The sequence below is a fragment of the Thermoanaerobacter wiegelii Rt8.B1 genome, from assembly GCF_000147695.2.
Lineage (GTDB): Bacteria > Bacillota > Thermoanaerobacteria > Thermoanaerobacterales > Thermoanaerobacteraceae > Thermoanaerobacter > Thermoanaerobacter ethanolicus.
This window is the reverse complement of the sequence record NC_015958.1, coordinates 406,437-427,134: the sequence shown is the minus strand read 5'-3', so window position 1 is coordinate 427,134 and position 20,698 is coordinate 406,437. Positions and strand designations below refer to the sequence as shown.

Below are 20,698 nucleotides of genomic sequence, written 5' to 3'. Positions count from 1 at the left end.
CTTCTCCCCAACAGTTTTTGCAAAAGAGAAAAGCTGCGGTTTCCCACAGCTTTTCTCTTTTTACATTTATTTTGTATATTTTGCGTATACATATCCAAATCCGCCATTATACTGTATCTGATACCATCCATTATATTCTCCAACTACTTTTAGTTCTGTACCATATGGTACTGCTCCTATCTTCTTTGCATTTATAGAATTCCCTACTCTTACATTTAACCCGCTCTTAGCAGTGACTTTTACAGCTTTCAAAACAGTTACATTTGACGGATTGGGCGTTGCAGCAACGTATTTACCATAGATGTATCCTGTCTTGCCATTGTAGTCAATCTTGTACCATCCGTTGACTTCTTCAAGCAATGTCACAACTTTTCCGGCAGGAAGTACTCCTATAATTTTGCTTGAAGTGCTTGCACCTGCCCTCACATTAAGCGCTGATGCAGTTACAATGCCATAGTTGTATACAGGTTGTGGTGCAGGTTGTGGTTGTGGAGTTGTAGCAGGTGTTGGTTGTGTTACTGGTGATGGTGCTTCTTCTGCCACAGGAGTAGTTGATACATACCAGTAATTCTCGACGGTTGGTGTAATTGTACCATGCTCTTGAATATATCTGATCATCAAATTCCTTACCTGTCCGTCGTCGCCATAAGCTTTTGCGGAATCAAATACAATTTCTGGATTTGTTATTCCAGCAGCTTGCATAAATCCGCCGCCACCATTGAACCTGTAGTTATTTATTGCTACTGTGAATACATCATCGTCTTTGACAAGTTTACCATTTACTTTAAGGTTTTTAATCCTATGTCCTGCTGGTTGTGTTAAATCTATTACATAGCTTGCACCGTACAATTGATCAAGATTGTAATCAGGTATATTCAAAGTAGGATCTTTTGTTATAGGATCATTTGGCGAGGAGACTTGTTTGTAATACCTTGCTGACCATTCCAACCAGTCTTTTAACTGTTTCCCAGTCATCTTTATTCCATACAAGTAATTTTCATATACATATACACCCATAATGTCTTGAATTGTTATATCGCCTTTCAATATCTTTGCTGAACTGCTAAGTGGTGCAGCAATTGATAGATCAGTTTTTGCATAATATTTTTGAACTTTATTGATGAGGTCCATTATAGCTGTCTCTTTTACTGTCTGTTCAGTACCTAAGAAGTCACCTGTTGCAACACCGATTTTTGTTCCTATATATTTAAGTGTTGCATCTTGATATGGTTGTGCAAGGTTTAAAATATCTGAATCTGCTTGTACAGAATCATCCATTTTTATAGTTGCACTCCATTTGCTATCTATTACCCATTTTCCATCAGCATTTTTGCTTATATTAAAGTTTATCTGTGATACATATTGTCCCCATTTACCTGGTTCTGTCACTATAACTGTTTCGCCTGCCGGGTTCTTATATGTGTGCTGTGATATAATAGCATGTGTATGTCCTGCAACTATTGCATCAATACCATTTACTTGAGTTGCAACGGCTTTAACTTGATTTTCAGGTATTACATCTGTCGGTGATTCTTCACCAGAGTGAATTGTAGCAATTATTATATCTGCTCCTGCTTCTCTTAATTTGGGTACCCACTTATTTGCTTCCTCTACAAGGTCATTGAAGTGTAATCCTGCATAGTGGTCTTTGTCTTCCCATGATGGTATAGTTTTAGTCGTAAGGCCTAATATACCTACTTTTACAGGTCCTTGTGGCGTATCAAATGTCTTAATATAGTAAGGGTCAACAAAGTTTGTTCCGTCACCTTTGTAAGTATTTGCTGAAAGTACATGTATGCCTTCATTTCTCATATCATTTATAATCCTGTTTAAAACGTCAAGCCCATAATTGTATTCATGGTTGCCCAATGTCCAGGTGTCATATTTCATTGCTCCCATTACTTTTGCTAATGGATATTCTGTAGTGGTATCTATCTTGTCATAATAGTAAGAAAGTGGTGTTCCTTGTATTGTGTCTCCATTGTCTACTAATACCACATAAGGATATTGCGCTCTTACCTGTTTTACATAAGTAGATACCTTTGCAAGACCTTGGTTAGCTGATTTTGCAGTATTGTAGTCCCATGGGTATATATTGCCATGTATATCTGACGTAGCAACTACTGTTATTGTCGCATCGCTCATTTTAGCTGGTACAATTCTATTATCTATTTTCGAAGTAACTGTCTTTTGGGCTTTAACTGCATCTATGAATGCATCTCTTACAAGCTTATATGTATCAACATAAGTTTTTGCAACATCAGGGTCTGTAAAACCTTTAAAGCCATCTCCGCCAGTGCCCATAAAGTTGTTTGTCGCAACAAGATAAGTTTTATCCATGAGTATTGGCGTTCCGTCGGACTTTCTCATATCAAATACTCTTTGCATTGAAGGCTTAGATGGATCATACTTGAAAGTAAGTCCCGCAACCTGTATACCCTTGCCACCATCTTGTACAGCCTGTTCAAGTATAGTTTTTACTTGCGCCCCTGTCATTTTCATTGTAACTATTGTGTTGTCAAAAGGCATCAATTGATACATCATTCCAACAGTTATATCGCCTTTTGGAATATCTATCCTAAGCCCACCATTATTGGCAAATCCAAAATCTGCTCCAACTGCATCCTTTGTCACTTGTGCTGCCCAATTGCCTAAGAGAGAATCTCCATAAGGCTCAGCACTTTGAGTCCTTGTCAAATCTATTGCAGCTTGACCTATCACTTCGTTAAATATTGGTCCTACATCTTGAACAGCTTTATCGACAATGGCTTGTACTTCAGGATCCACTACAGGATTTTGTGTAGAATACAAACCTGTAATATCAATGTATTGCATATCGCCTGTTGTAACTGTGCCATCATCATTTAATGTTATCTTTAAATCGATGAATCCTCTGCCATAATAGTAAGCAACCCCTACAGGAATTCCATTTACTCTTGTAGTGACAATTGAATGTGTATGTCCACCAAATATAGCATCTACACCTTTAACTTGTTTTGCAAAGTCTATAAGATTGCCTGTTGCATTACCTGACTTATCTTGATATGCACCCATATGTGCCAGTACAACAACAATTTGCACACCTTGTTGTCTTAACTGCTGCGCTAAGTCATTTACAATTGGAACAGGATCTTTAAATTCAACATTTTGTATATATGCAGGCATTATTATATTTGGGAATTCTTTATTGTCTACGATGCCAATTATGCCGATTTTTACTCCATCTCTTTCAATAATTACATAGGGCTTTACATAACTCACAGGCTTCCCAGTTGTTTTATCATACACATTTGCTGCAAGAACGGGAATTGCTGAATCTTTAAGTGTAGCATTTTGCGTATCAATTACTGAATTAATACCCCAGTCATATTCGTGATTCCCAAGAGTTATTGCGTCAAAGCCAATGTTTTTCATCATGTCAATAACTGGCTGTCCTTTTAAGACGTTGGAAAGCGGCGTTCCTTGGAACATATCTCCGCCAGATAAAATTACAGTTCTGTCAGGATTTTGAGCTTTTATGTCTTTAATTTGTTTTGCCAAAACACCTGCTATTTGCTGCTTATAAATTGTCCCATCACTTAATTTACCATCGTTTTGTAAATAACCGTGAAAATCGGTGACTTCTATAAAGTCAAATGTTTTTGACGTTGCAGCAAAGACTATCTGCGGTACCGCAGAGAAAAACATACTAAATACCATTATTGCTGCAACAAATATTGCAAGTATCCTTGACCTTGACCTAAACATTTACATCCTCCTTTTACTAGGATTTTTGTTCTTAGAAAACAAATAGATTTTCAACAACCACCTCCATAAAAATTACAGGAAAAATTTTAGACATTTTAAGTATACCAGCGGAGTGTTAAATAGAAGTTAAACTATTATTAATTTTGTGTAAATTACAACACACATCAGATGTCAGACAAGTCTTAATATAATTATATAAAAGACTTTTTTGACCTTCAACAGCGATTTAGGGCAATATCACATGTTTATTTCCAATTTTACTCCCATTTGCTTTTTCTTTTATACGTTTACTTAATATTGTAGACATTTTTAACTTTATTACAATAAGCTTTCATCAAAAAAAGAGAAAAGACGATATAGAATCCAATCTATATCATCTTTTTCCAAAAGCTTCTTTCAATTCTTTATATTTTTTTACAATTTCCTGCAATAAGTCACTATTTTCTTCTAAACCTGTAACTTTGCTTATTGTTTTTTCTAACCCAAGATTTCTAATGTCATCTTGAATTTCACAAGCTTTAGGGTCTTCCTTATAATTAAACAAAAACCCTGCAGCTATACCGTATAGTATAAATTGGGGCATAACTCCAATTTCATAGCAAAGCTTAGCAGGCATCATTAACCGGTCATTTCCCGCCAATTTTCTTGTAGGTTCCCTTCCTACTCTTACAACTTCGTCTTTCAAATAGGGGCTTTTAAACCTTTTTATTACCTTACTTGCATACCTCTCTAAATCATCTTTTTTTATATTGTGCTTTCTAGAAAGCGCAAGAGAAGCTTCTTCTTGCATTCCAGACACTATATTTCTTATAAAATCGTCCTCAATCGCTTCATGTATATATTTATATCCTTTTAAATATCCTAAATATGCAGTGGTAGCATGTGCACCATTTAATAAAAATAATTTTCTTTCTATATATGGCTCAAGGTCATCAACCAGCTCCGCCCCTTTGATATTTACATCCCCAATAATTGCTTTTTTCTCAATATCCCATTCATAAAAGTCTTCTACAGCTACATCTATTGGCAGTTCTTTCTTTATATCTACATTCGGTACTATCCTGTCCACAGCCGTATTAGGAAAACCAATTTTTTGATTTACGTAATCAATAAAATCTTTATCCCCTTTTTCCAATATACTATTTTTTAGTATATTTGTTGCAAACAGTGCATTTTCACATGCCATTATATTCAAAGGTTTATCAATGTTAGCTTTTCTTATCTTTAAATAATTTATCAACTTTTTCCCTATGCTCTTAAGATTATTAGCTCCTACTGAAGTCGTAATTATATCTGCATCTACAATAGCCTTGGATAGATTTTCTTCATCTTCTATATGAATAGCTTTGATATTTTTTACTTCTTCCTTTTCCACATTATCTTTTAAAATAATCACATTATATCTTTTATAATTATTTATGCTTTCTACTAATTCTTTTGATATATCAACAAAAGTTATTTCATATCCAGACTTATACAACAAATATCCTATAAATCCTCTGCCTATATTCCCTGCTCCAAAATGAACCGCTTTTAACATATTATTCATCACCTTTTTGAAGTATTTCTATTATTTCTTGTTTTGTCCTTGCCTTTTTCAATTTCTCGACATTTTCTTCATACTGGCAGGTAAGAGCTATTTTTGATAATATCTCTAAATGTTCATCTCCCTTGCCTGCAATTCCTATGACAATATAGGCAATATTTCCATCTCCAAAATCTACTCCTTTAGGATATTGCGCTATAACTATTCCAGATTTTTTTATATATTTTACATACTCAGAAACACCGTGAGGAATAGCAATACCATTACCTATATAAGTTGTTACATCTTCTTCTCTTTTCTTCATACCTTCTATATATTCTTTTTCAACATAGCCATTTTTAAAAAGCAAATTTCCTACTCTTTCAATAGCTTGTATTTTAGATTCTGACGGCACATTTAATACGATATTATTTTCGTTTAGTATTTCTTTATTCATCCTCCAAAGCCTCCTGTGTATCATTTAGTATTTTAACTAAGCTATTTCTAATATCTTTGATATCACCAAACCTCAATATTTCATTAAAGGCTTTATCCTCAATCAATGAAATACTTATTTTACCTAACATCTCTAATATCTCACTGCTTTCTGTTTTCCTTGCCAGCATCACAAGAAAAGTGTCTACTTCTTCATAAGAAAAACCAGCACTTTTCATCTTTAATGGAGTTTTTAGTTTATAGATACCGACAAAAGGTATTGCCATTTTGTCACTTCTTGTATGAATTAAAGCAATGTGGGTGTTTGGTATGACAACATTGCCCATGGCTTCCCTTTTAAAGATTAGCTCCTCTATTTCTTTTGCATCTTCAGTAAGCATTAAATCATATAAATCTTTTGCTATGAATTTTATTAAATCTTCAATAGTTTTTGCTTCCACGTATTTCAATTGCAAATTTCGAAGTATTTCATCTGCTATTTCAAAATTTCGTCTCCTTTCCACCATCGGCAAATTCCTTGGCAATTCTTTTTCTTTCTTGACTACATATTTCTCTATAAACTCTTCTACCTTTTTAATATCTTCTTCTGGCAAAAAAGGCGATACTACAATTACATTATCTTTTAAATCTTCAAGCTTTACTGTAGAAATTATTAAGTCATAGTCATCACTCTTTTTCTTATACTCCCATATTGCCCCAATGTCAATAGCATCAATTTCTCTAAAAAGAGTTTTTAATTTAGCTGATAATATTCTCGCCGTGCCAATCCCATTCGGACATATAACAAAAACTCTCAATTTTTTTGATAAAGCTTGCTGTCTTTCAATTGCAGCTCCAATATGCATTGTAATATATCCAATCTCTTCTTCAGGTATCATGAGATTATATTTAGAAAAAATTAACTTGCAAGCTTTATTTACTGCTTTAAACAAATTACCATAGTAATTTTTAATTTCTTCTACTAATGGATTGGTAGTCTGAAGTCCCATTGTCAATCTATAAAGGGCAGGTTCAAAATGCTGGGATAATCCTACAATAAGTTGTTCGTCGCAATTTATCTTTATATTTAAAAGCCGAGAAACTTCTTCCACAACCTCTTTTGATAAATCTTGTAAAGAAATGCCAAGTTCTTCAAATCTATTTTGTTTATAGACGTATTTTTTGGGACTTAAATGAAGAGCCAAATATGCCAATTCAGCATCTGGCAAATATACTTCATTTTCTTTCAATATTTTCTCTACATCTTTCATGAAAATAAATTCATTAGAAAGTAAAATGTCCTTTACAAATTCATCGTTAAACTGTATTGGCTTGTCTATTTTTGTTCTGTAAATAGAAACAAGTAAATGTATAAACATTCCAAAGTAATTTAAGTCAGATAAGTGACCATGTATAACATTTTTAATTTGTTGTGCAATTCTTTTCACTAATTGAACTAACTCATTGTCAAAAACTGTGCTAAAAAATGTGTATACATATTTGTCTTTTTCATCATTATAGACAAAAGCTAAAAGTTCTTCTATGGGTTTATAGTTATAAAACAGCTCCACAATTGCATTTCTTTTATCTAATTCACTTCCCTCTACTTTAATCCCATAACCTCTTCTTCTAATAAGAGATAAATTTCTCATTTTTAGCCACTCTTCTATTTTGTCAAGGTAAAGACTTATAGTTCCCTCCACAACATTAAATTGATAACTAAAATAAGCTGCTTTTATAGGTTCTTCCGAAAGTAATAACTGTATTGTCATCAATATTTGTCTTTGCTCTGGAGTTAAGAGCCATTGGAGAGGAATAGCACCTAAAGAAGCATGGATTTTATCTAACGCTTCTTCCTCTCCTTTTAAAATGATTTGTCCATTGTCCTCTACAATAACAGCGTTATATTTTTTTAAATTATGGTTTATAGAGGCTATTTCTCTCATAATAGTTCTTCCACTTACATCCATAAGCTTGGAAAGGTCCTCTATATTAGAAGGACCTTTCTCCAATAAAGTTTTTAATATAAATTTTTGTCTTACAGTTAGATCTTCCATACTCTTCACCATAATTTATCTATTTATTATTTTCCGCAAGACTTTTTACAAATTCATCGTAAGCAGTATTATCTAAAAAGTTTTTTACTGTAACGATTTTCGCATTTGGTACAACTTGAGAAGCCCTTTCTGCGAGATTTTCTTGGGTAAATACAATATCCGCTTCTTTTGGTATTTGATTTACAGCTGAATGCTTAACTGTAATATTAAGTCCTGCTTCCTTTAACTTCTTCTTTAAAATAGTTTCTCCCATTGCTGACGAACCCATACCAGCATCGCAAGCAAAAACAATCATTTTAGGCATGCCATCTATTTTTTGTACATTTGGCTTTATTTCTTCAACTTTTTGTCCTTTGCTTTGCGCTTTAAGTCCACTAACGATCGAGCGAGCAAAAGTCATGCTTTCGGCACTCATGCTTTCTTCGCTTGCCCTTTTTACAATGACAGAAGCTATGAGGAAGGAAACAACAGCTCCAACTGTAATACCTGCAAGTACAGGAAGTAATCCGCCTTTTGGTGACATAGCTATCTCTGCAAATATACTACCAGGTGAAGGCGTAGCTACCAAACCTGCTTTTGTCAAAACAAATGTCGCGTCTGCAGCCATTCCACCGCCTATAACTGCCAAAAGCAGTGATGGATTCATTAAAACATAGGGGAAATATATTTCATGTATTCCGCCAAAGAAGTGTATTATGATAGCACCTGGAGCTGATTGTTTTGCATCACCTTTTCCAAAGAACCAGTATGCCAGTAAAACTCCCAATCCCGGACCTGGATTTGTTTCCAGCAAGAAGAATATTGACTTTCCAAGTTCTTTAACTTGTGCTACTCCAAGAGGAGCCAATATACCGTGGTTAATAGCATTATTTAAAAATAAAATTTTACCCGGTTCTATAAAAATCGCTATTAAAGGTAATAAGCCTTTGTTTGTCACCCATTGAGCTGCTGCACCTAATCCTACTGAAATTCCATTTACCACTGGTTCAATGAAAAGAAATGCTAAAATTGCTAATAAACCACCTAAAATACCTGCTGAAAAATTGTTGACAAGCATTTCAAAACCTGCTGGGATTTTTCCCTCTACAAGCTCGTCAAATTTTTTAATGACATAACCTCCTAAAGGACCCATCAGCATGGCACCAAGAAACATCGGTATAGATGAACCGATTATAATACCTGCTGTTGCAATAGCACCAACTACTCCACCTCTTACATCGTATACAAGTTTTCCACCTGTATAACCGATTAAAATTGGTAAAAGATAAGTTATCATAGGTCCAACAAGTTTAGCCAAATGTTCATTTGGAATCCACCCTGTCGGAATAAAGAAAGCAGTAATAAGTCCCCATGCTATGAAAGCACCAATATTAGGTATTACCATGCCAGCCAAGAAGCCACCAAGCCTTTGCAACTTCGCCTTTACACTTCCGCCACCAGTTATGAGAGCATTAGTGTTTTGCATAAATTTTACCTCCTTTTCGCATTTATTCTTCTATAATTATTGTAAACCTCAATATGTATTTATGCAATTTAAAGAAAATCAGTTTTGTCATTCGTTTTCTTTGACAAAATTGAAGATAAAAAAATACCCGGCAAAAAAGCCAGTTATGATTAATCAACAAATCCATTGCTTTCAGATAATTCTTTATACCAATATCCACTTTTCTTTATAGTCCTTTTTTGTGTTTTTAGATCGACAGATACAAGACCGTAACGGTTTTTATAAGCATTTATGAAAGGCCAATTATCCATAAATGTCCATAAATGATATCCTTTAACATTGCATCCTTCTTCAATTGCTTTATGGAGCCACTTTAGATGTTCTTTTATAAACTCTATTCGGTAATCGTCCTGAATAATCCCATCTTTTATAAAACGCTCTTCTCCTTCTACTCCCATTCCATTTTCTAAAATAGACTTGTGCATATCTTAGGTTAAGTCTATATATTGTGTAAAAAGGAAGTTTTAAAAAAAGGTTGAGCTAGCTCCTACCCTTTAGTTAGACTTTACGTCCTTTACTTGGCTTACTTGTAGTAGGCTCTGGATAAATGGCGGATATGCCTATTTCTCACATGTGGCGCTGGACTGTTTTGGGGTTGATTATAAAACCTTCCCTTCTTAAAACAGATGTAATTCGCTTTGAGCCATAAAAGAGACACCTGCGTAGATTTCATCGATTCTGTGCTTAATTGCAAGTTTCTCAGAAAATGGTTCCTGAGACTTTTAGTAAATGCCAGATTGATTTAGGTTTAAGAGCTCAGCCTGGATTTTTAAGGGAATTCCGCGGTTTCGAAATCTATTAAAGCTATACATTCGTCATGAGTTAATTGTGAGGCCAGATTTTTTGAGCCAGGTTAGTTGTGTGGTTAAATAGCCTATTTCCTAGCAAATATCTTGGATTTTATCTCCATATTCAGCTTCATGGTTTCAATAAGTTTTTTCCATCAGAGAAAAGCTGTAGTAGGTTTTCTAACGCTTGTTTTTCCCAACGGTCAAACGTGTTTGGTGTATACTATGTTCTGTTGCGATTTGAGTTATTGTTTTTTCTTCCTTCTTTAAGAATTTCCAGTATCGTTTGGGCTTTGAATTCGGGTGTATAATTTTTTCGAATTTTCATCTAAGCCTTAAATTCCTCCTTTTTTGTGTCCAATTTTTCTGGATTCATTATAGTCAAGAGGTTACTGCGACAAAAGGGTTTTAAGGACCAACAAAAATTAGACAATGTGGTAGAGGTGGTTATAAAACAAGCTGTATCTTTCTTTGAAGATACAGCATAAAAGGTAATTTCAATAATGTTTAACAATATTATTAAAAGGAAGGTTAATCACCTTCCCCAGATTGACGACAAACCCCACTTTTTATACACGTAAAAAAGGGGGTTATCGTCAATCTGATATGATTTCTCCCTAAAATCTCTTATTCAATTGTTTCTTGTAATACTTCTATCTCATCCCCGGCTTTAACATATCCTCCCTTTATAACCTTTGCAAATATACCTTCTGTTGGCATAATACAATCTCCCGTAATTTTTCTTATTTCGCAACCTCCATGGCATTTCTTACCTATTTGAGATATCTCAAGTATAACTTCTTCTCCTATTTTAAGCCTTGTCCCAACGGGAAGCGTATAAAGTTCTATCCCTTCAGTTGTTATGTTTTCTGCAAACTTTCCAGCAACTAAATCCCATATTCCCTTTTGTTTCATCTTATCTATGCTCTCTTGTGCAAGTAGGCTTACTTGCCTGTGCCAACTACCAGCATGTGCATCGCCTTCAAGTCCATGATTTTTTCTAAAATAACCCATTTCAATAGGTTTTTTTATCGTTCCCTTTTTCTCACTTATATTTACTGATACTACCTTTGCCATTATTAAACCTCCCTCTCATAAAGGCCTGATTTTCCACCACTTTTTTTCACAAGCATTATTTCGCTTATAACCATGTCTCTATCTATTGCTTTACACATATCATAAATTGTAAGAGCTGCAACCGTAACTGCAGTCAATGCCTCCATCTCAACCCCTGTTTGTCCAACAGTTTTAACTACCGCTTTAATGTCAATCTTTGAATTTTCAAAATCCAAACTAAAACTAATATCACACCCGGTTATCATGATAGGATGACACATTGGAATCATATGAGATGTATTTTTCGCAGCCATAATACCAGCAACCTGTGCAACTGCTAGGACATCTCCTTTTTTAATAGTTCCTTCATGTATTCTTCTTAAAGTTTCACTTTTCATATAAATGCTTCCTATTGCAACAGCTTCCCTTTTTGTCTCATCTTTATCGCTGACATCAACCATCCTTGCTCTACCTTCTTCATTAATGTGTGTTAAATTCATATACTATCCCCCTATTTGAAACATCATTTTTTGACTCTGGCTTATTTCCTTTTCAAGATTATGCCCTGCCGGCTTACTTAAGATTGCATGTTCCAGCATTGCTCTTATCTTGTCTTCATCATTTAAAAAACTTTTAATATCTACTTCATATTTTGAATGCAGACAAGGTTTTATAGTTCCAGTTGCAGTAAGTCTAATCCTATTACAACTTGAACAAAATTTACATGACAAAGGTGCAATAAAACCAACCGTTCCCTTTGCTCCTTTTCTTTTAAAAACCCTTGCAGTGTTACCCGGTTCTGTTTCAACCGGAGTCAGTCCGGGAATGCTACTTATTAAATCATCCGACGATATATAGTTATCTTTGAATTTTGCTCCTTCACCTATCGGCATTATTTCAATAAATCTGATATGAAGCGGGTTTTCATCGGCAAGTTTTACAAAATCAAAAATTTCATCGTCATTTATACTTTTTATTACAACCGTATTAATTTTTACAGGTTCAAGTCCAATAGATAAACTTTTGTCAATAGCCCTAAATACATCATCAATATTCCCAAGCCTTGTAATCATACGGTATCGATCTTTTTTAAGACTATCAAGGCTTATGTTAACTCTTTTAAGTCCTGCTTCTTTTAAAGTATCTGCCATTTCATAAAGTTTTGTTCCATTAGTTGTAAGTGCAATGTCTTCAATGCCTTTTATTTTTGATGTTTCATAAATTATGTTCTCAATTCCCTTCCTTACAAGTGGCTCGCCTCCTGTAAACCTTACCTTTTTAATGCCAAGTTCGGCTGAAATTCTAATTATTTTTAAAATCTCTTCGTTCCTTAGAATCTCATTATGATCTTTTTTGGGTATTCCCTCCTCCGGCATACAATAAATGCACCTTAAGTTACATCTATCCGTAACAGAAACTCTTAAATAATCAGCATTTCTTCCTAACCTATCTCTCATAAAAACTCTCCTTTACTCGATAATGATAATTTCTCCTAAATTGCTATAGTCATACCCTCCAAGCTTATCAATCTCATTTTTAAATTCTTCTGAATTTATAACCTCCAAAAACTGCTTTACCCCTTCAAGTTCTAAGTACTCAACGGGAATTGCAATGTCATACTCTTCATTTGCTATCGGAATAAAATCAAGCTCCATAATCTTAGCAGCAGAAAATACCCCAAGTCCAGCATCTGCATTTCCTTTAGCTATTTGTGCTGCAACCGAAATATGAGTATATTCTTCCCTTTCATAACCTATAATGTCTTTGGGATTTATACCCAATCTTTTTAATTCATAATCAAGCAAAATCCTTGTGCCAGATCCCTTTTGCCTGTTCACAAACCTTGCACCTTTTTTTACAATATCCTCCAAAGAATTAATCTCTAGTGGATTACCTTTTTTAACCATAAGCCCCTGAATTCTTTTTACAAATTTTATAAGGGCAATTTTTCTGTTTGGAATATATCTTTTCACATAAGATTTATTATACTCACCCGTTTCCACATCAAGAAGGTGAATTGTTGCAAAATGTGTTTCCCTATCCTTCAATGAGAGTATTCCCCCAATGCTTCCGACATGGGCTGAAGATAGCGTGAATTTTCCTCTTTTGGCAAGAAGATCTGCTGCAATATCAAGTATCAAATCGTGGCTTCCTATACAAAGAATTGTATTTTTAATCTCGTCTTCGCTTTTTAATATGTTTACATTAACCCTTGTCCCTTTTTCATAACCCTCAAGCTCCTCAGGTATTTCCAAAATCCCATCAGCCCTTACAAGGCTCATTGTAGTACCTGCTCCTCGTTCAATTGGCGCTGCGATGTATTTACCGTCTATAAAACCAAGTTTTACTCTTACAAACTCAAGATATTTTGAAGATGACATAATTCTTTTTGAAAGAGTTGCTTCTATATATCTTTTATCTTTATCTTTTATATCATATCCCTGAACAAAGTTGATAAGCTTCTTAACTATGTTTTCCATTATAAAATAAGCTGAAACAGGAAAACCTGGTATTCCAACAATAGGCTTATTGTTTACCTTTCCTAGTATAACTGGCTTTCCAGGTTTTATAGCAATTCCATGAATATAGACTTCACCTAAGGTTTCAATAACCTTTTTAGAATAATCCTCACGTCCTGCAGATGAACCAGCATTTAATAGGATAATGTCGTATTCCTTTGAAGCTTTATCAACAACAGCTTTCAATTTCTCAAAATCATCTTTTACAATATCAAATCTTGTTGGAATTCCGCCGTATTCTTTAACCTGCGCGGCAAAAACTCTTGAGTTAAATTCTATTATATCTCCAACTTTAAGTTCTTCCCCCGGTTCTACCAGCTCTGTTCCTGTCGGAATGATTGCAACTTTAGGCTTTTTATAAACTTCAACTTCAAATACTCCTCCTGCAATCAAAGCACCAATATCAGCCGGTCTTATCCTATGGCTTTGAGGAAGTATAAGTTGTCCTTCTACTATATCCTCACCAATTTGTCGTATATTTTGCCATGGAATAGCAGGCTTTATTATCTCAACCTCATCTTGAGATACCCATATTAAATCTTCAGCCATAATTACACAATCATATTCATCTGGAATAGGATCACCTGTATCAACAACTACATAATCAACTCCTTCTTTAAGCCTTACAGGATTTTTGTCTGTGGCAGTAAATGTCTTTTTTGCTACTGTTGCAATCCCGTCAACAGCAGAACTGTTGTAAAAGGGCGATGAAATTTTGGCAAATATAGGTTTTGCTGTAATTCTACCATTTGCTTCATAAGTTTTTACATATTCTGTTTCAACCTTAAAATCTTTTATTTTTTCAAGAAAAATATTTATTGCCTCATTCAAGCTTATATTTGAAAGATAGATATTTTGCCTCATAGCACCCTCCTAAAATTTATAAACTTTAACTATTTGTCCTTCAGATATGCCCTCTAATTCTTTTTCAATGTAAACATATCCAAAGGATTTTGCAAAACGAGATATAAGCCCTGATTCATAATAAGTGGGATACGCAATTAATTTTCCTTCCGCTTCTTTTATACTAATAGGTAAAAATTCTGCTCTACCCTCAGCCTTATGATAGTTTACGGCAAACCTGCACTCAACCGGATATTCTTCTCTTTCAAAATTCTTTATCCTGTCCAAATAGTGAATAACAAGGGTTTTAAATATTGCCGCACAGGCCAGTGGATGCCCCGGAAGTCCAAATATGAATTTATCCCCTACTTTTCCAACAATCGTAGGTTTCCCAGGTCGTATAGCAACTCCATGAATAAAAATATTCGAATTTTCAAATGAACCTATAACCCTGAGAGTTTCATCTTTGTTGCCGGCTGAACTGCCACCCGACATCAAAACTAAATCGCATTCACTTATTGCCGCTTGCAATTTCTCTCTTAATTTTTCATAATCATCTTTAACAATGCCGTATAGAACAGGCTCTGCTCCTTCTTCAAGACACAGAGAGTATAACAGATAGCTATTTATGTCCCTGACCTGTCCTTTATTAATTTTCTCCTTAGGGTCCACTATCTCATCGCCTGTGGAAATAATTCCAACCTTTACTTTTTTATAAACCTCCACCTCTAATATTCCAAGACTTGATAAAACCCCTATCTCGTAGGGTCTCAATTTTGTGCCTTTTTTTAAAATGAGTTCACCTTTTTTTACATCTTCTCCAATTTCAATTATGTTTTGAAAGGGCGCAGCTGGTTTATTGACTAAAATAGTTTCATCATCAAGTTTTTCTGTGTATTCAATCATAACAACAGTATCGGCACTTTTAGGAAGCATACCCCCTGTTGGAACATACATGCACTCTCCTGGCATTATATCCAGGGTTGGTTCCGTTCCTATCTTGACTTCTCCAACAAGCTTTAAAATTGCAGGTAAACTCTCACTCGCTCCAAAAACATCACTCGAAATCACAGCATATCCATCAACGGTTGATTTTCTAAAATCGGGAACATTTTCCGGTGCATATATGTCTTCTGCTAAAATCCTTCCTAACGAATTTAAAATACTTATTTTCTCTATGCCAGGTTTAAAACTAATATTTTTTTCTATTATCTCCTTTGCCTCTTTTACTGTAACAAGTTTTAAAAGTTCCATTTTAATCGTCCTTTCTTGCACATTCTGAAGCTTCACCCTTTAAAATCTCAATTCCATGCTTAAGAGCAGGTAAAACAACATTTAAGTTTTCAACAGCCCCCTTAGGGCTTCCTGGAAGATTTATGATTAAAGTGCTCTTTCTAATTCCTGCAACTGCACGAGATAGCATAGCATGTGGAGTTATTTCTAAAGACTTTGCCCTCATTGCTTCTGGAATTCCAGGAACCAATTTCTCAACCACAGCCATCGTTGCTTCTGGTGTTACGTCCCTCTTTGAAAATCCAGTTCCTCCATTTGTCAAAACAAGGTCAACTTTTAATTCATCACAAAATCTTATTAGTTCACGTTTTATATCTTCTATTTCATCTGGAACGATTCTTATTTCTTCAATAGAATATATCGCTGGATCTAAAACTTCTTTTATAGCAGATGATGTTGTGTCAATTCTCTCTCCTCTAAAACCCTTGTCACTAACAGTCAAAATAGCAACTTTAATCATTAATTTATCATCCCCTTTCTTGCTTTTCCTCACTAATTTATTTTTTTATCCTGCCTTCATTTATAATAAAAGTATAGTAATTAGTATTCCTTCTACTTGAAATAAAAAACTTTTTTCGCAAACTGCTTAAATAAGTATTAGAGTAGAGACATATTGAGCAACCTTTGTATCCCGAAAAACTTTACTCCGGAAAAATCTCACGCACGAGTGGAGATTGTATGCGCAAAGTTTGGGTTTTACCTTGTGCAACAATGTGCCCATCCAAAAGAACCAGCGTGCGCTCAGTAAGATCGAGAAGGTCACGAAAATCATGACTAATAAGAAGCAGTGAAACCTTGTTTTTTGCCAGAATCTCCCGAAGAAGGACCTTTAGTGGACTGCGTGAAGTAGCATCCACTGCTGCAAAAGGTTCATCAAGGAACAAAATTTCCGGTTCCATAGCAAACGCCCTTGCTAGCTGAAGACGTGCAAGTTCTCCCCCAGAAAGCGTATGTATCCGCTGAAAAGCAAGCTTTTCTAAATCAAAACACTTAAGCCACTCATATGCCCGCTTGGTTGCTTCTCGGGCAGAAAGTCCTCGCATGCGCAGGGGAATACTCACGTTTTGCAAAACACTCCCTGTGAGCGTCGTCGGTTGTTGAAAGACGATAGACATCTTTCGGCGAACAGTCACTGAAGACCGCCCGTCTCCCATAAAGCCAAGAACTGTAAGCCTCCCAGAAGACGGTGGAATTAGTAAGGATAAGACTTTAAGGAGCGTACTTTTTCCTGAACCATTGGGACCCGCAAGTCCCAAACGTTCCCCTTGATGCAAAACGAGGCTTATGTTTCGCAGGATAAAGCGTTCATTGCGCCGTACACTAATATCTTCGGCTATAATAACCGGCGTTTGATTCTCTATATCCCGAAAATCGGTAGCTTTGCGTTCAAACATATAATTCATACTCCTCTACCTCCTTTCTTTAATCTAATTATTTCTTGTTTTTCCCGCTTCTACTTTAAGTTTTGTTGATACTGAAGGTGGGTAATAAAGGCAGTAATAGAAAACGATAAGGCAAGAAGTACAAAACTTATCGCTAACGCGCGGTCAAACTCACCCTTAGATACTTCAAGAACAATAGCGGTGGTAAGCGTGCGGGTTTCCCCAGCGATGTTCCCTCCTACCATCATTGCTGCTCCTACCTCCGAAATTGCACGTCCAAAACCGGCAATGATTGCTGTTAAAACTGAGCTACGAATTTCCCGAAGTAAAAGCCACATATATTGAAGAGGGTTCAACCCTAAAGAAAGAAAAAAATCGTGTAATTTAGCTTTTTTATCCGACGCAGCTGCAGCTACCAAAGCTATAATAATAGGCACGGTAAGAATTACTTCAGCAATGATGATGGCAGTAGGAGTATAAATCAGCTTTAATCCTCCTAAAGGGCCGGTACGCCATAGCACAATAGCTACCCAAAGCCCCACAACTGTCGGTGGAAGTCCCATGCCGGTATTGGCTAAAGTCAGAAGAAAATCCCTGCCACGGAACGTGCTTACTCCAAGTGCAATCCCAAGTGGAAGGCCAATGACTGAACTTATCCCTATAGCCCACGCAGCAATCCTAAGAGAAAGAAGAGTAATTTCTCTGATTTCTGGATCCCCATGAACAAGAAACTTGAATGCTCCTTTCAGGCCTTCCCAGATAAGCTCCACTTTTATTCAACTCCTACCTCAATATTTTGTAATTAGCTCAATCAAGCTTAAAAAATCCCATTTTTTTGGCTAAATCCGAGCTTTTTGCCTTTTTTAAACGAAGCCTTTTTAAAACAACGTAACAACTCCCTATCTTAATTCTAATTCCCTTTTTGAGCATCTGGGAAAAAGAGCGGCATCCCGTACTTGTCTACCCCAAATTTGCCAATAAGTTCCTGCGTTCTGGGCGAAATCATAAACTCTATAAAAGCTTTGGCTCCATCGCTGTTTATGTGTTTCCCAGGATGTTTCTCGGGGTTAACCTGCATGACGTGATAAATATTAAGAAGACCCTTATCTCCTTCTCGAACAATGGTAAGATCTAATCTATCGCGGTATGCAAGGTATGTTCCCCGATCAGTTAGTGTATACGCCCGTTTTTCGTTAGCAATAAGGAGCGTTTGTCCCATTCCTGTGCCGCTTTCTATATACCACGACTTCCCCTTGGGATCAATCCCTGCTGCTTTCCATAAACTCAATTCCTTTTTGTGTGTACCCGAATCATCACCCCTCGAAACAAACGGTACACCTTTTTCAGCAATCGCCTGAAAGGCTGCTTCTACTGAAACCGCATTCTTAACTTGCGCTGGATCCTCTGAAGGACCAACCACAATGAAATCATTGTGCATTACCAACTGATAGTTTATAACATCCTTGTTGTCCACAAGTTCTTTCTCTGCCGCAGGAGCATGTGTAAGAAGAACATCTGCTTCCCCCCTTTTTCCCATCTCCAGAGCCTGTCCTGTCCCCACGGCAACCACTTTTACTTTGTATCCTGTTTCTTTCTCAAAGATCGGTAAAAGGTAATCCAAAAGCCCACTATCCTGCGTGCTTGTTGTTGTCGCCAAAATTACATCTCGATTACCTGGGGAAATCTTCTCTGAAGTTTTAGAACCTGTACAACCGTTCAGAGAAAATAAACTAAACAACAAAATAGAATATAAAAGGATCATCAAAAACTTCTTTGATATTCTTGCCATGGTATTCATCCTCCATCATCACTATTAGTTTTTGTTTAAACCTTACCTATTAAAACTGGAAAGATTCCATTCTTTAGCTTTTACCATTAAAATTAGTCCCTAACAAAGGTACAAAAAAATGCCTTCCGGAGAAGGCACTGCATCGTTTTCGCAAAGCAAGGACACAATTACTTTACCTTACGCATTCTTGCTTTGCATAAATGCAAATGCATTGCCTCTCCTTTCCAACACGGGAGGCATTGATGTTTCCATCAATACCCTATCGGCCTTTATCTCATAGGGCTCTTCGCCCCTTAGACATAAAGGCTCGGAGAGTTATTCTCCTTACTTTTAATAATTTTTTTATCTCGATTAATTAGCTTCGTCAAGCGATCTTAGATACATAATTTTTGTCCACCCCAACATTATTTATAGTAAGAACACCAGCATTGGTTAAAAAAAACTAATAACACTTCACATTACTCTTCCTGTCATAAGATCCTTAAGTCTGTGGTAATTATCCTAAACTAATAATTTCAATTCATCTATGCGTTTATGGTGCATTATTCATAATTATTTTTTATAATTAACTCAACCTTCTCAATTTTGTGGTTTTTCATGTCAAGTGCATCGATCATACCAAGAACTGTTTTTGATATAAATTCCTGTACAAATGGATTCATAGGTACCGGGTGACCATTTATTTTCAGAAGAGCCCCTTTTGGCTGGCTCTTACAGTTTATATCATCTGCAGCTCCCTGGACCTTTGCCATTGCAAAGTCCCTGCATGATTCAAAACCACACTTTTTACAGTTAAGCCCCTGCAGCAAACAGTAACTTCTGTTCTTTATGACTTCAATGAGTTCATCCAATTCTTCCTCCTTAAGGGAGAATGGATCCACCTTTCTTATTGTGAATTCATTTTCAGTGGAAGTGGAAATGTTTGCATAGGGCATCTCTTTAAAACCCTCGATAACCAGGAAATCGAAATCCCCAAGAAGCTGGATAGTACCTACAAGTTCATCAAGCACCATTTTCCTACCAAGAAGAAAAAAGGTTTCTTCTCCACTACCGACTACAAGCTCTGCCCCTGCTTCTCTGTGTTTACCAGTGTCTTTATCTGCAAAATCAAAGCCTGTATGGGTGTGTTTCAGGGTGACAACCCTGTACCCCTCATCCACTAATTTTCTAACAATTTTTGTTACAAGAGTGGTTTTACCTGTATCTTTTGTTCCTATAACACCTATTATCTTCAATTTTAATACCTCCTAGGGTATTGACAGTTTGTCAGATATGCTCCTTCCTTTAAGGGCTATCAAACCTTACAACATTTGATACCAAAAGATTTGAGAAAATTTGAGAAAAAAGAAAGATTCCCTCCCCTTGGAGTTGAAGGTGGTAGTTGTCGAATGTCAGGCACATTAAGCCTCCTGAAGTAGATGTCAATGAATGTCCTGTATGCAGCACTCCTCCTCTCTTTTTGCACAGTTTCGGCAAAGACCTTGAGGACTACCAGAAGCTACAACGTAAAGTGTATAAACATAAGTGGGCACCTGAAAAGCCCTCTCCTAAAAAATCATCATACTTATCGTTGCCCTTTCTGCGACTATGCTCTAAATCTGTAGAAAGCCACTTTTACTATTATAAAACATTCTCGCAAGTTCAGGTTTCTCACAGCTCTTCTACAAGCATTTGAAACCTCATATTACCTTCGGAAACAAGCTACCTTTAGCCCTCGCCGCGGGAACCCGCTTGATGTACCTTTGCAGGATCACTCTTAG

General features: G+C 36.0%; 15 protein-coding genes, 2 pseudogenes and 1 riboswitch. All 17 genes and pseudogenes read right to left on the bottom strand.

The window, feature by feature from the left end; translation table 11 throughout:
* Positions 1-66: 66 nt before the first annotated feature.
* On the bottom strand, positions 67-3,747 hold the full coding sequence (locus THEWI_RS01960) for a 5'-nucleotidase C-terminal domain-containing protein (protein WP_014062241.1): 3,681 nt from the start codon (positions 3,745-3,747) through the stop codon (positions 67-69).
* A gap of 373 nt (positions 3,748-4,120) precedes the next feature.
* Positions 4,121-5,287 carry a mannitol-1-phosphate 5-dehydrogenase gene (locus tag THEWI_RS01955; RefSeq protein ID WP_014062240.1) on the bottom strand — a complete coding sequence of 389 codons (1,167 nt, stop codon included), beginning with the start codon at positions 5,285-5,287 and terminating at the stop codon, positions 4,121-4,123.
* 1 nt (position 5,288) lies between these two features.
* Positions 5,289-5,729 (bottom strand): PTS mannitol transporter subunit IIA, encoded by a 441-nt coding sequence (locus THEWI_RS01950; RefSeq protein WP_004399758.1) that lies wholly within the window; start codon positions 5,727-5,729, stop codon positions 5,289-5,291.
* The gene (locus THEWI_RS01945) at positions 5,722-7,776 is read right to left on the bottom strand and encodes a BglG family transcription antiterminator (protein ID WP_052877847.1); all 2,055 of its coding nucleotides are present in this window, start codon (positions 7,774-7,776) and stop codon (positions 5,722-5,724) included. Before THEWI_RS01945 ends, THEWI_RS01950 begins: the two co-directional genes overlap by 8 nt.
* A 7-nt stretch (positions 7,777-7,783) precedes the next feature.
* On the bottom strand, positions 7,784-9,229 hold the full coding sequence (locus THEWI_RS01940; protein ID WP_014062238.1) for a PTS mannitol transporter subunit IIBC: 1,446 nt from the start codon (positions 9,227-9,229) through the stop codon (positions 7,784-7,786).
* A gap of 149 nt (positions 9,230-9,378) precedes the next feature.
* Positions 9,379-9,681: pseudogene (locus THEWI_RS01935) on the bottom strand (family 1 glycosylhydrolase); the annotation flags it as partial.
* Between the two features lie 154 nt (positions 9,682-9,835).
* A pseudogene (locus THEWI_RS15515) lies at positions 9,836-9,907 on the bottom strand (hypothetical protein); the annotation flags it as partial.
* Between the two features lie 776 nt (positions 9,908-10,683).
* Positions 10,684-11,133, bottom strand: coding sequence for an MOSC domain-containing protein (locus THEWI_RS01930; protein ID WP_014062237.1), 450 nt, complete (start codon positions 11,131-11,133; stop codon positions 10,684-10,686).
* A gap of 2 nt (positions 11,134-11,135) precedes the next feature.
* Positions 11,136-11,612: a cyclic pyranopterin monophosphate synthase MoaC gene (moaC, locus tag THEWI_RS01925; protein ID WP_009052272.1), complete on the bottom strand. Its 477-nt coding sequence runs from the start codon at positions 11,610-11,612 to the stop codon at positions 11,136-11,138.
* A gap of 3 nt (positions 11,613-11,615) precedes the next feature.
* Positions 11,616-12,569 carry a GTP 3',8-cyclase MoaA gene (moaA, locus tag THEWI_RS01920; RefSeq protein WP_014062236.1) on the bottom strand — a complete coding sequence of 318 codons (954 nt, stop codon included), beginning with the start codon at positions 12,567-12,569 and terminating at the stop codon, positions 11,616-11,618.
* A 12-nt stretch (positions 12,570-12,581) separates the two neighbouring features.
* The gene (locus THEWI_RS01915) at positions 12,582-14,495 is read right to left on the bottom strand and encodes a molybdopterin biosynthesis protein (protein WP_014062235.1); all 1,914 of its coding nucleotides are present in this window, start codon (positions 14,493-14,495) and stop codon (positions 12,582-12,584) included.
* A 9-nt stretch (positions 14,496-14,504) separates the two neighbouring features.
* The gene (locus THEWI_RS01910; RefSeq protein WP_014062234.1) at positions 14,505-15,728 is read right to left on the bottom strand and encodes a molybdopterin molybdotransferase MoeA; all 1,224 of its coding nucleotides are present in this window, start codon (positions 15,726-15,728) and stop codon (positions 14,505-14,507) included.
* Between the two features lies 1 nt (position 15,729).
* Positions 15,730-16,227: a MogA/MoaB family molybdenum cofactor biosynthesis protein gene (locus THEWI_RS01905; protein ID WP_014062233.1), complete on the bottom strand. Its 498-nt coding sequence runs from the start codon at positions 16,225-16,227 to the stop codon at positions 15,730-15,732.
* Between the two features lie 181 nt (positions 16,228-16,408).
* The gene (locus tag THEWI_RS01900; RefSeq protein ID WP_014062232.1) at positions 16,409-17,170 is read right to left on the bottom strand and encodes an energy-coupling factor ABC transporter ATP-binding protein; all 762 of its coding nucleotides are present in this window, start codon (positions 17,168-17,170) and stop codon (positions 16,409-16,411) included.
* Positions 17,171-17,220: 50 nt separating this feature from the next.
* Positions 17,221-17,919 carry an ABC transporter permease gene (locus THEWI_RS01895; protein WP_014062231.1) on the bottom strand — a complete coding sequence of 233 codons (699 nt, stop codon included), beginning with the start codon at positions 17,917-17,919 and terminating at the stop codon, positions 17,221-17,223.
* A gap of 140 nt (positions 17,920-18,059) precedes the next feature.
* Positions 18,060-18,938, bottom strand: coding sequence for an ABC transporter substrate-binding protein (locus THEWI_RS01890; protein WP_014062230.1), 879 nt, complete (start codon positions 18,936-18,938; stop codon positions 18,060-18,062).
* Between the two features lie 201 nt (positions 18,939-19,139).
* Positions 19,140-19,263, bottom strand: a riboswitch (molybdenum cofactor riboswitch).
* 217 nt (positions 19,264-19,480) lie between these two features.
* Positions 19,481-20,173, bottom strand: a complete 693-nt coding sequence (mobB, locus tag THEWI_RS01885; RefSeq protein WP_014062229.1) for a molybdopterin-guanine dinucleotide biosynthesis protein B — start codon at positions 20,171-20,173, stop codon at positions 19,481-19,483.
* Positions 20,174-20,698: the final 525 nt, after the last annotated feature.

Bases quoted from the DNA above. Each gene is read 5' to 3' on its own strand.
- THEWI_RS01960 (WP_014062241.1), bottom strand. From the start codon at position 3,747: ATGTTTAGGTCAAGGTCAAGGATACTTGCAATATTTGTTGCAGCAATA.
- THEWI_RS01955 (WP_014062240.1), bottom strand. From the start codon at position 5,287: ATGTTAAAAGCGGTTCATTTTGGAGCAGGGAATATAGGCAGAGGATTT.
- THEWI_RS01950 (WP_004399758.1), bottom strand. From the start codon at position 5,729: ATGAATAAAGAAATACTAAACGAAAATAATATCGTATTAAATGTGCCG.
- THEWI_RS01945 (WP_052877847.1), bottom strand. From the start codon at position 7,776: ATGGTGAAGAGTATGGAAGATCTAACTGTAAGACAAAAATTTATATTA.
- THEWI_RS01940 (WP_014062238.1), bottom strand. From the start codon at position 9,229: ATGCAAAACACTAATGCTCTCATAACTGGTGGCGGAAGTGTAAAGGCG.
- THEWI_RS01930 (WP_014062237.1), bottom strand. From the start codon at position 11,133: ATGGCAAAGGTAGTATCAGTAAATATAAGTGAGAAAAAGGGAACGATA.
- moaC (WP_009052272.1), bottom strand. From the start codon at position 11,612: ATGAATTTAACACACATTAATGAAGAAGGTAGAGCAAGGATGGTTGAT.
- moaA (WP_014062236.1), bottom strand. From the start codon at position 12,569: ATGAGAGATAGGTTAGGAAGAAATGCTGATTATTTAAGAGTTTCTGTT.
- THEWI_RS01915 (WP_014062235.1), bottom strand. From the start codon at position 14,495: ATGAGGCAAAATATCTATCTTTCAAATATAAGCTTGAATGAGGCAATA.
- THEWI_RS01910 (WP_014062234.1), bottom strand. From the start codon at position 15,728: ATGGAACTTTTAAAACTTGTTACAGTAAAAGAGGCAAAGGAGATAATA.
- THEWI_RS01905 (WP_014062233.1), bottom strand. From the start codon at position 16,227: ATGATTAAAGTTGCTATTTTGACTGTTAGTGACAAGGGTTTTAGAGGA.
- THEWI_RS01900 (WP_014062232.1), bottom strand. From the start codon at position 17,170: ATGAATTATATGTTTGAACGCAAAGCTACCGATTTTCGGGATATAGAG.
- THEWI_RS01890 (WP_014062230.1), bottom strand. From the start codon at position 18,938: ATGGCAAGAATATCAAAGAAGTTTTTGATGATCCTTTTATATTCTATT.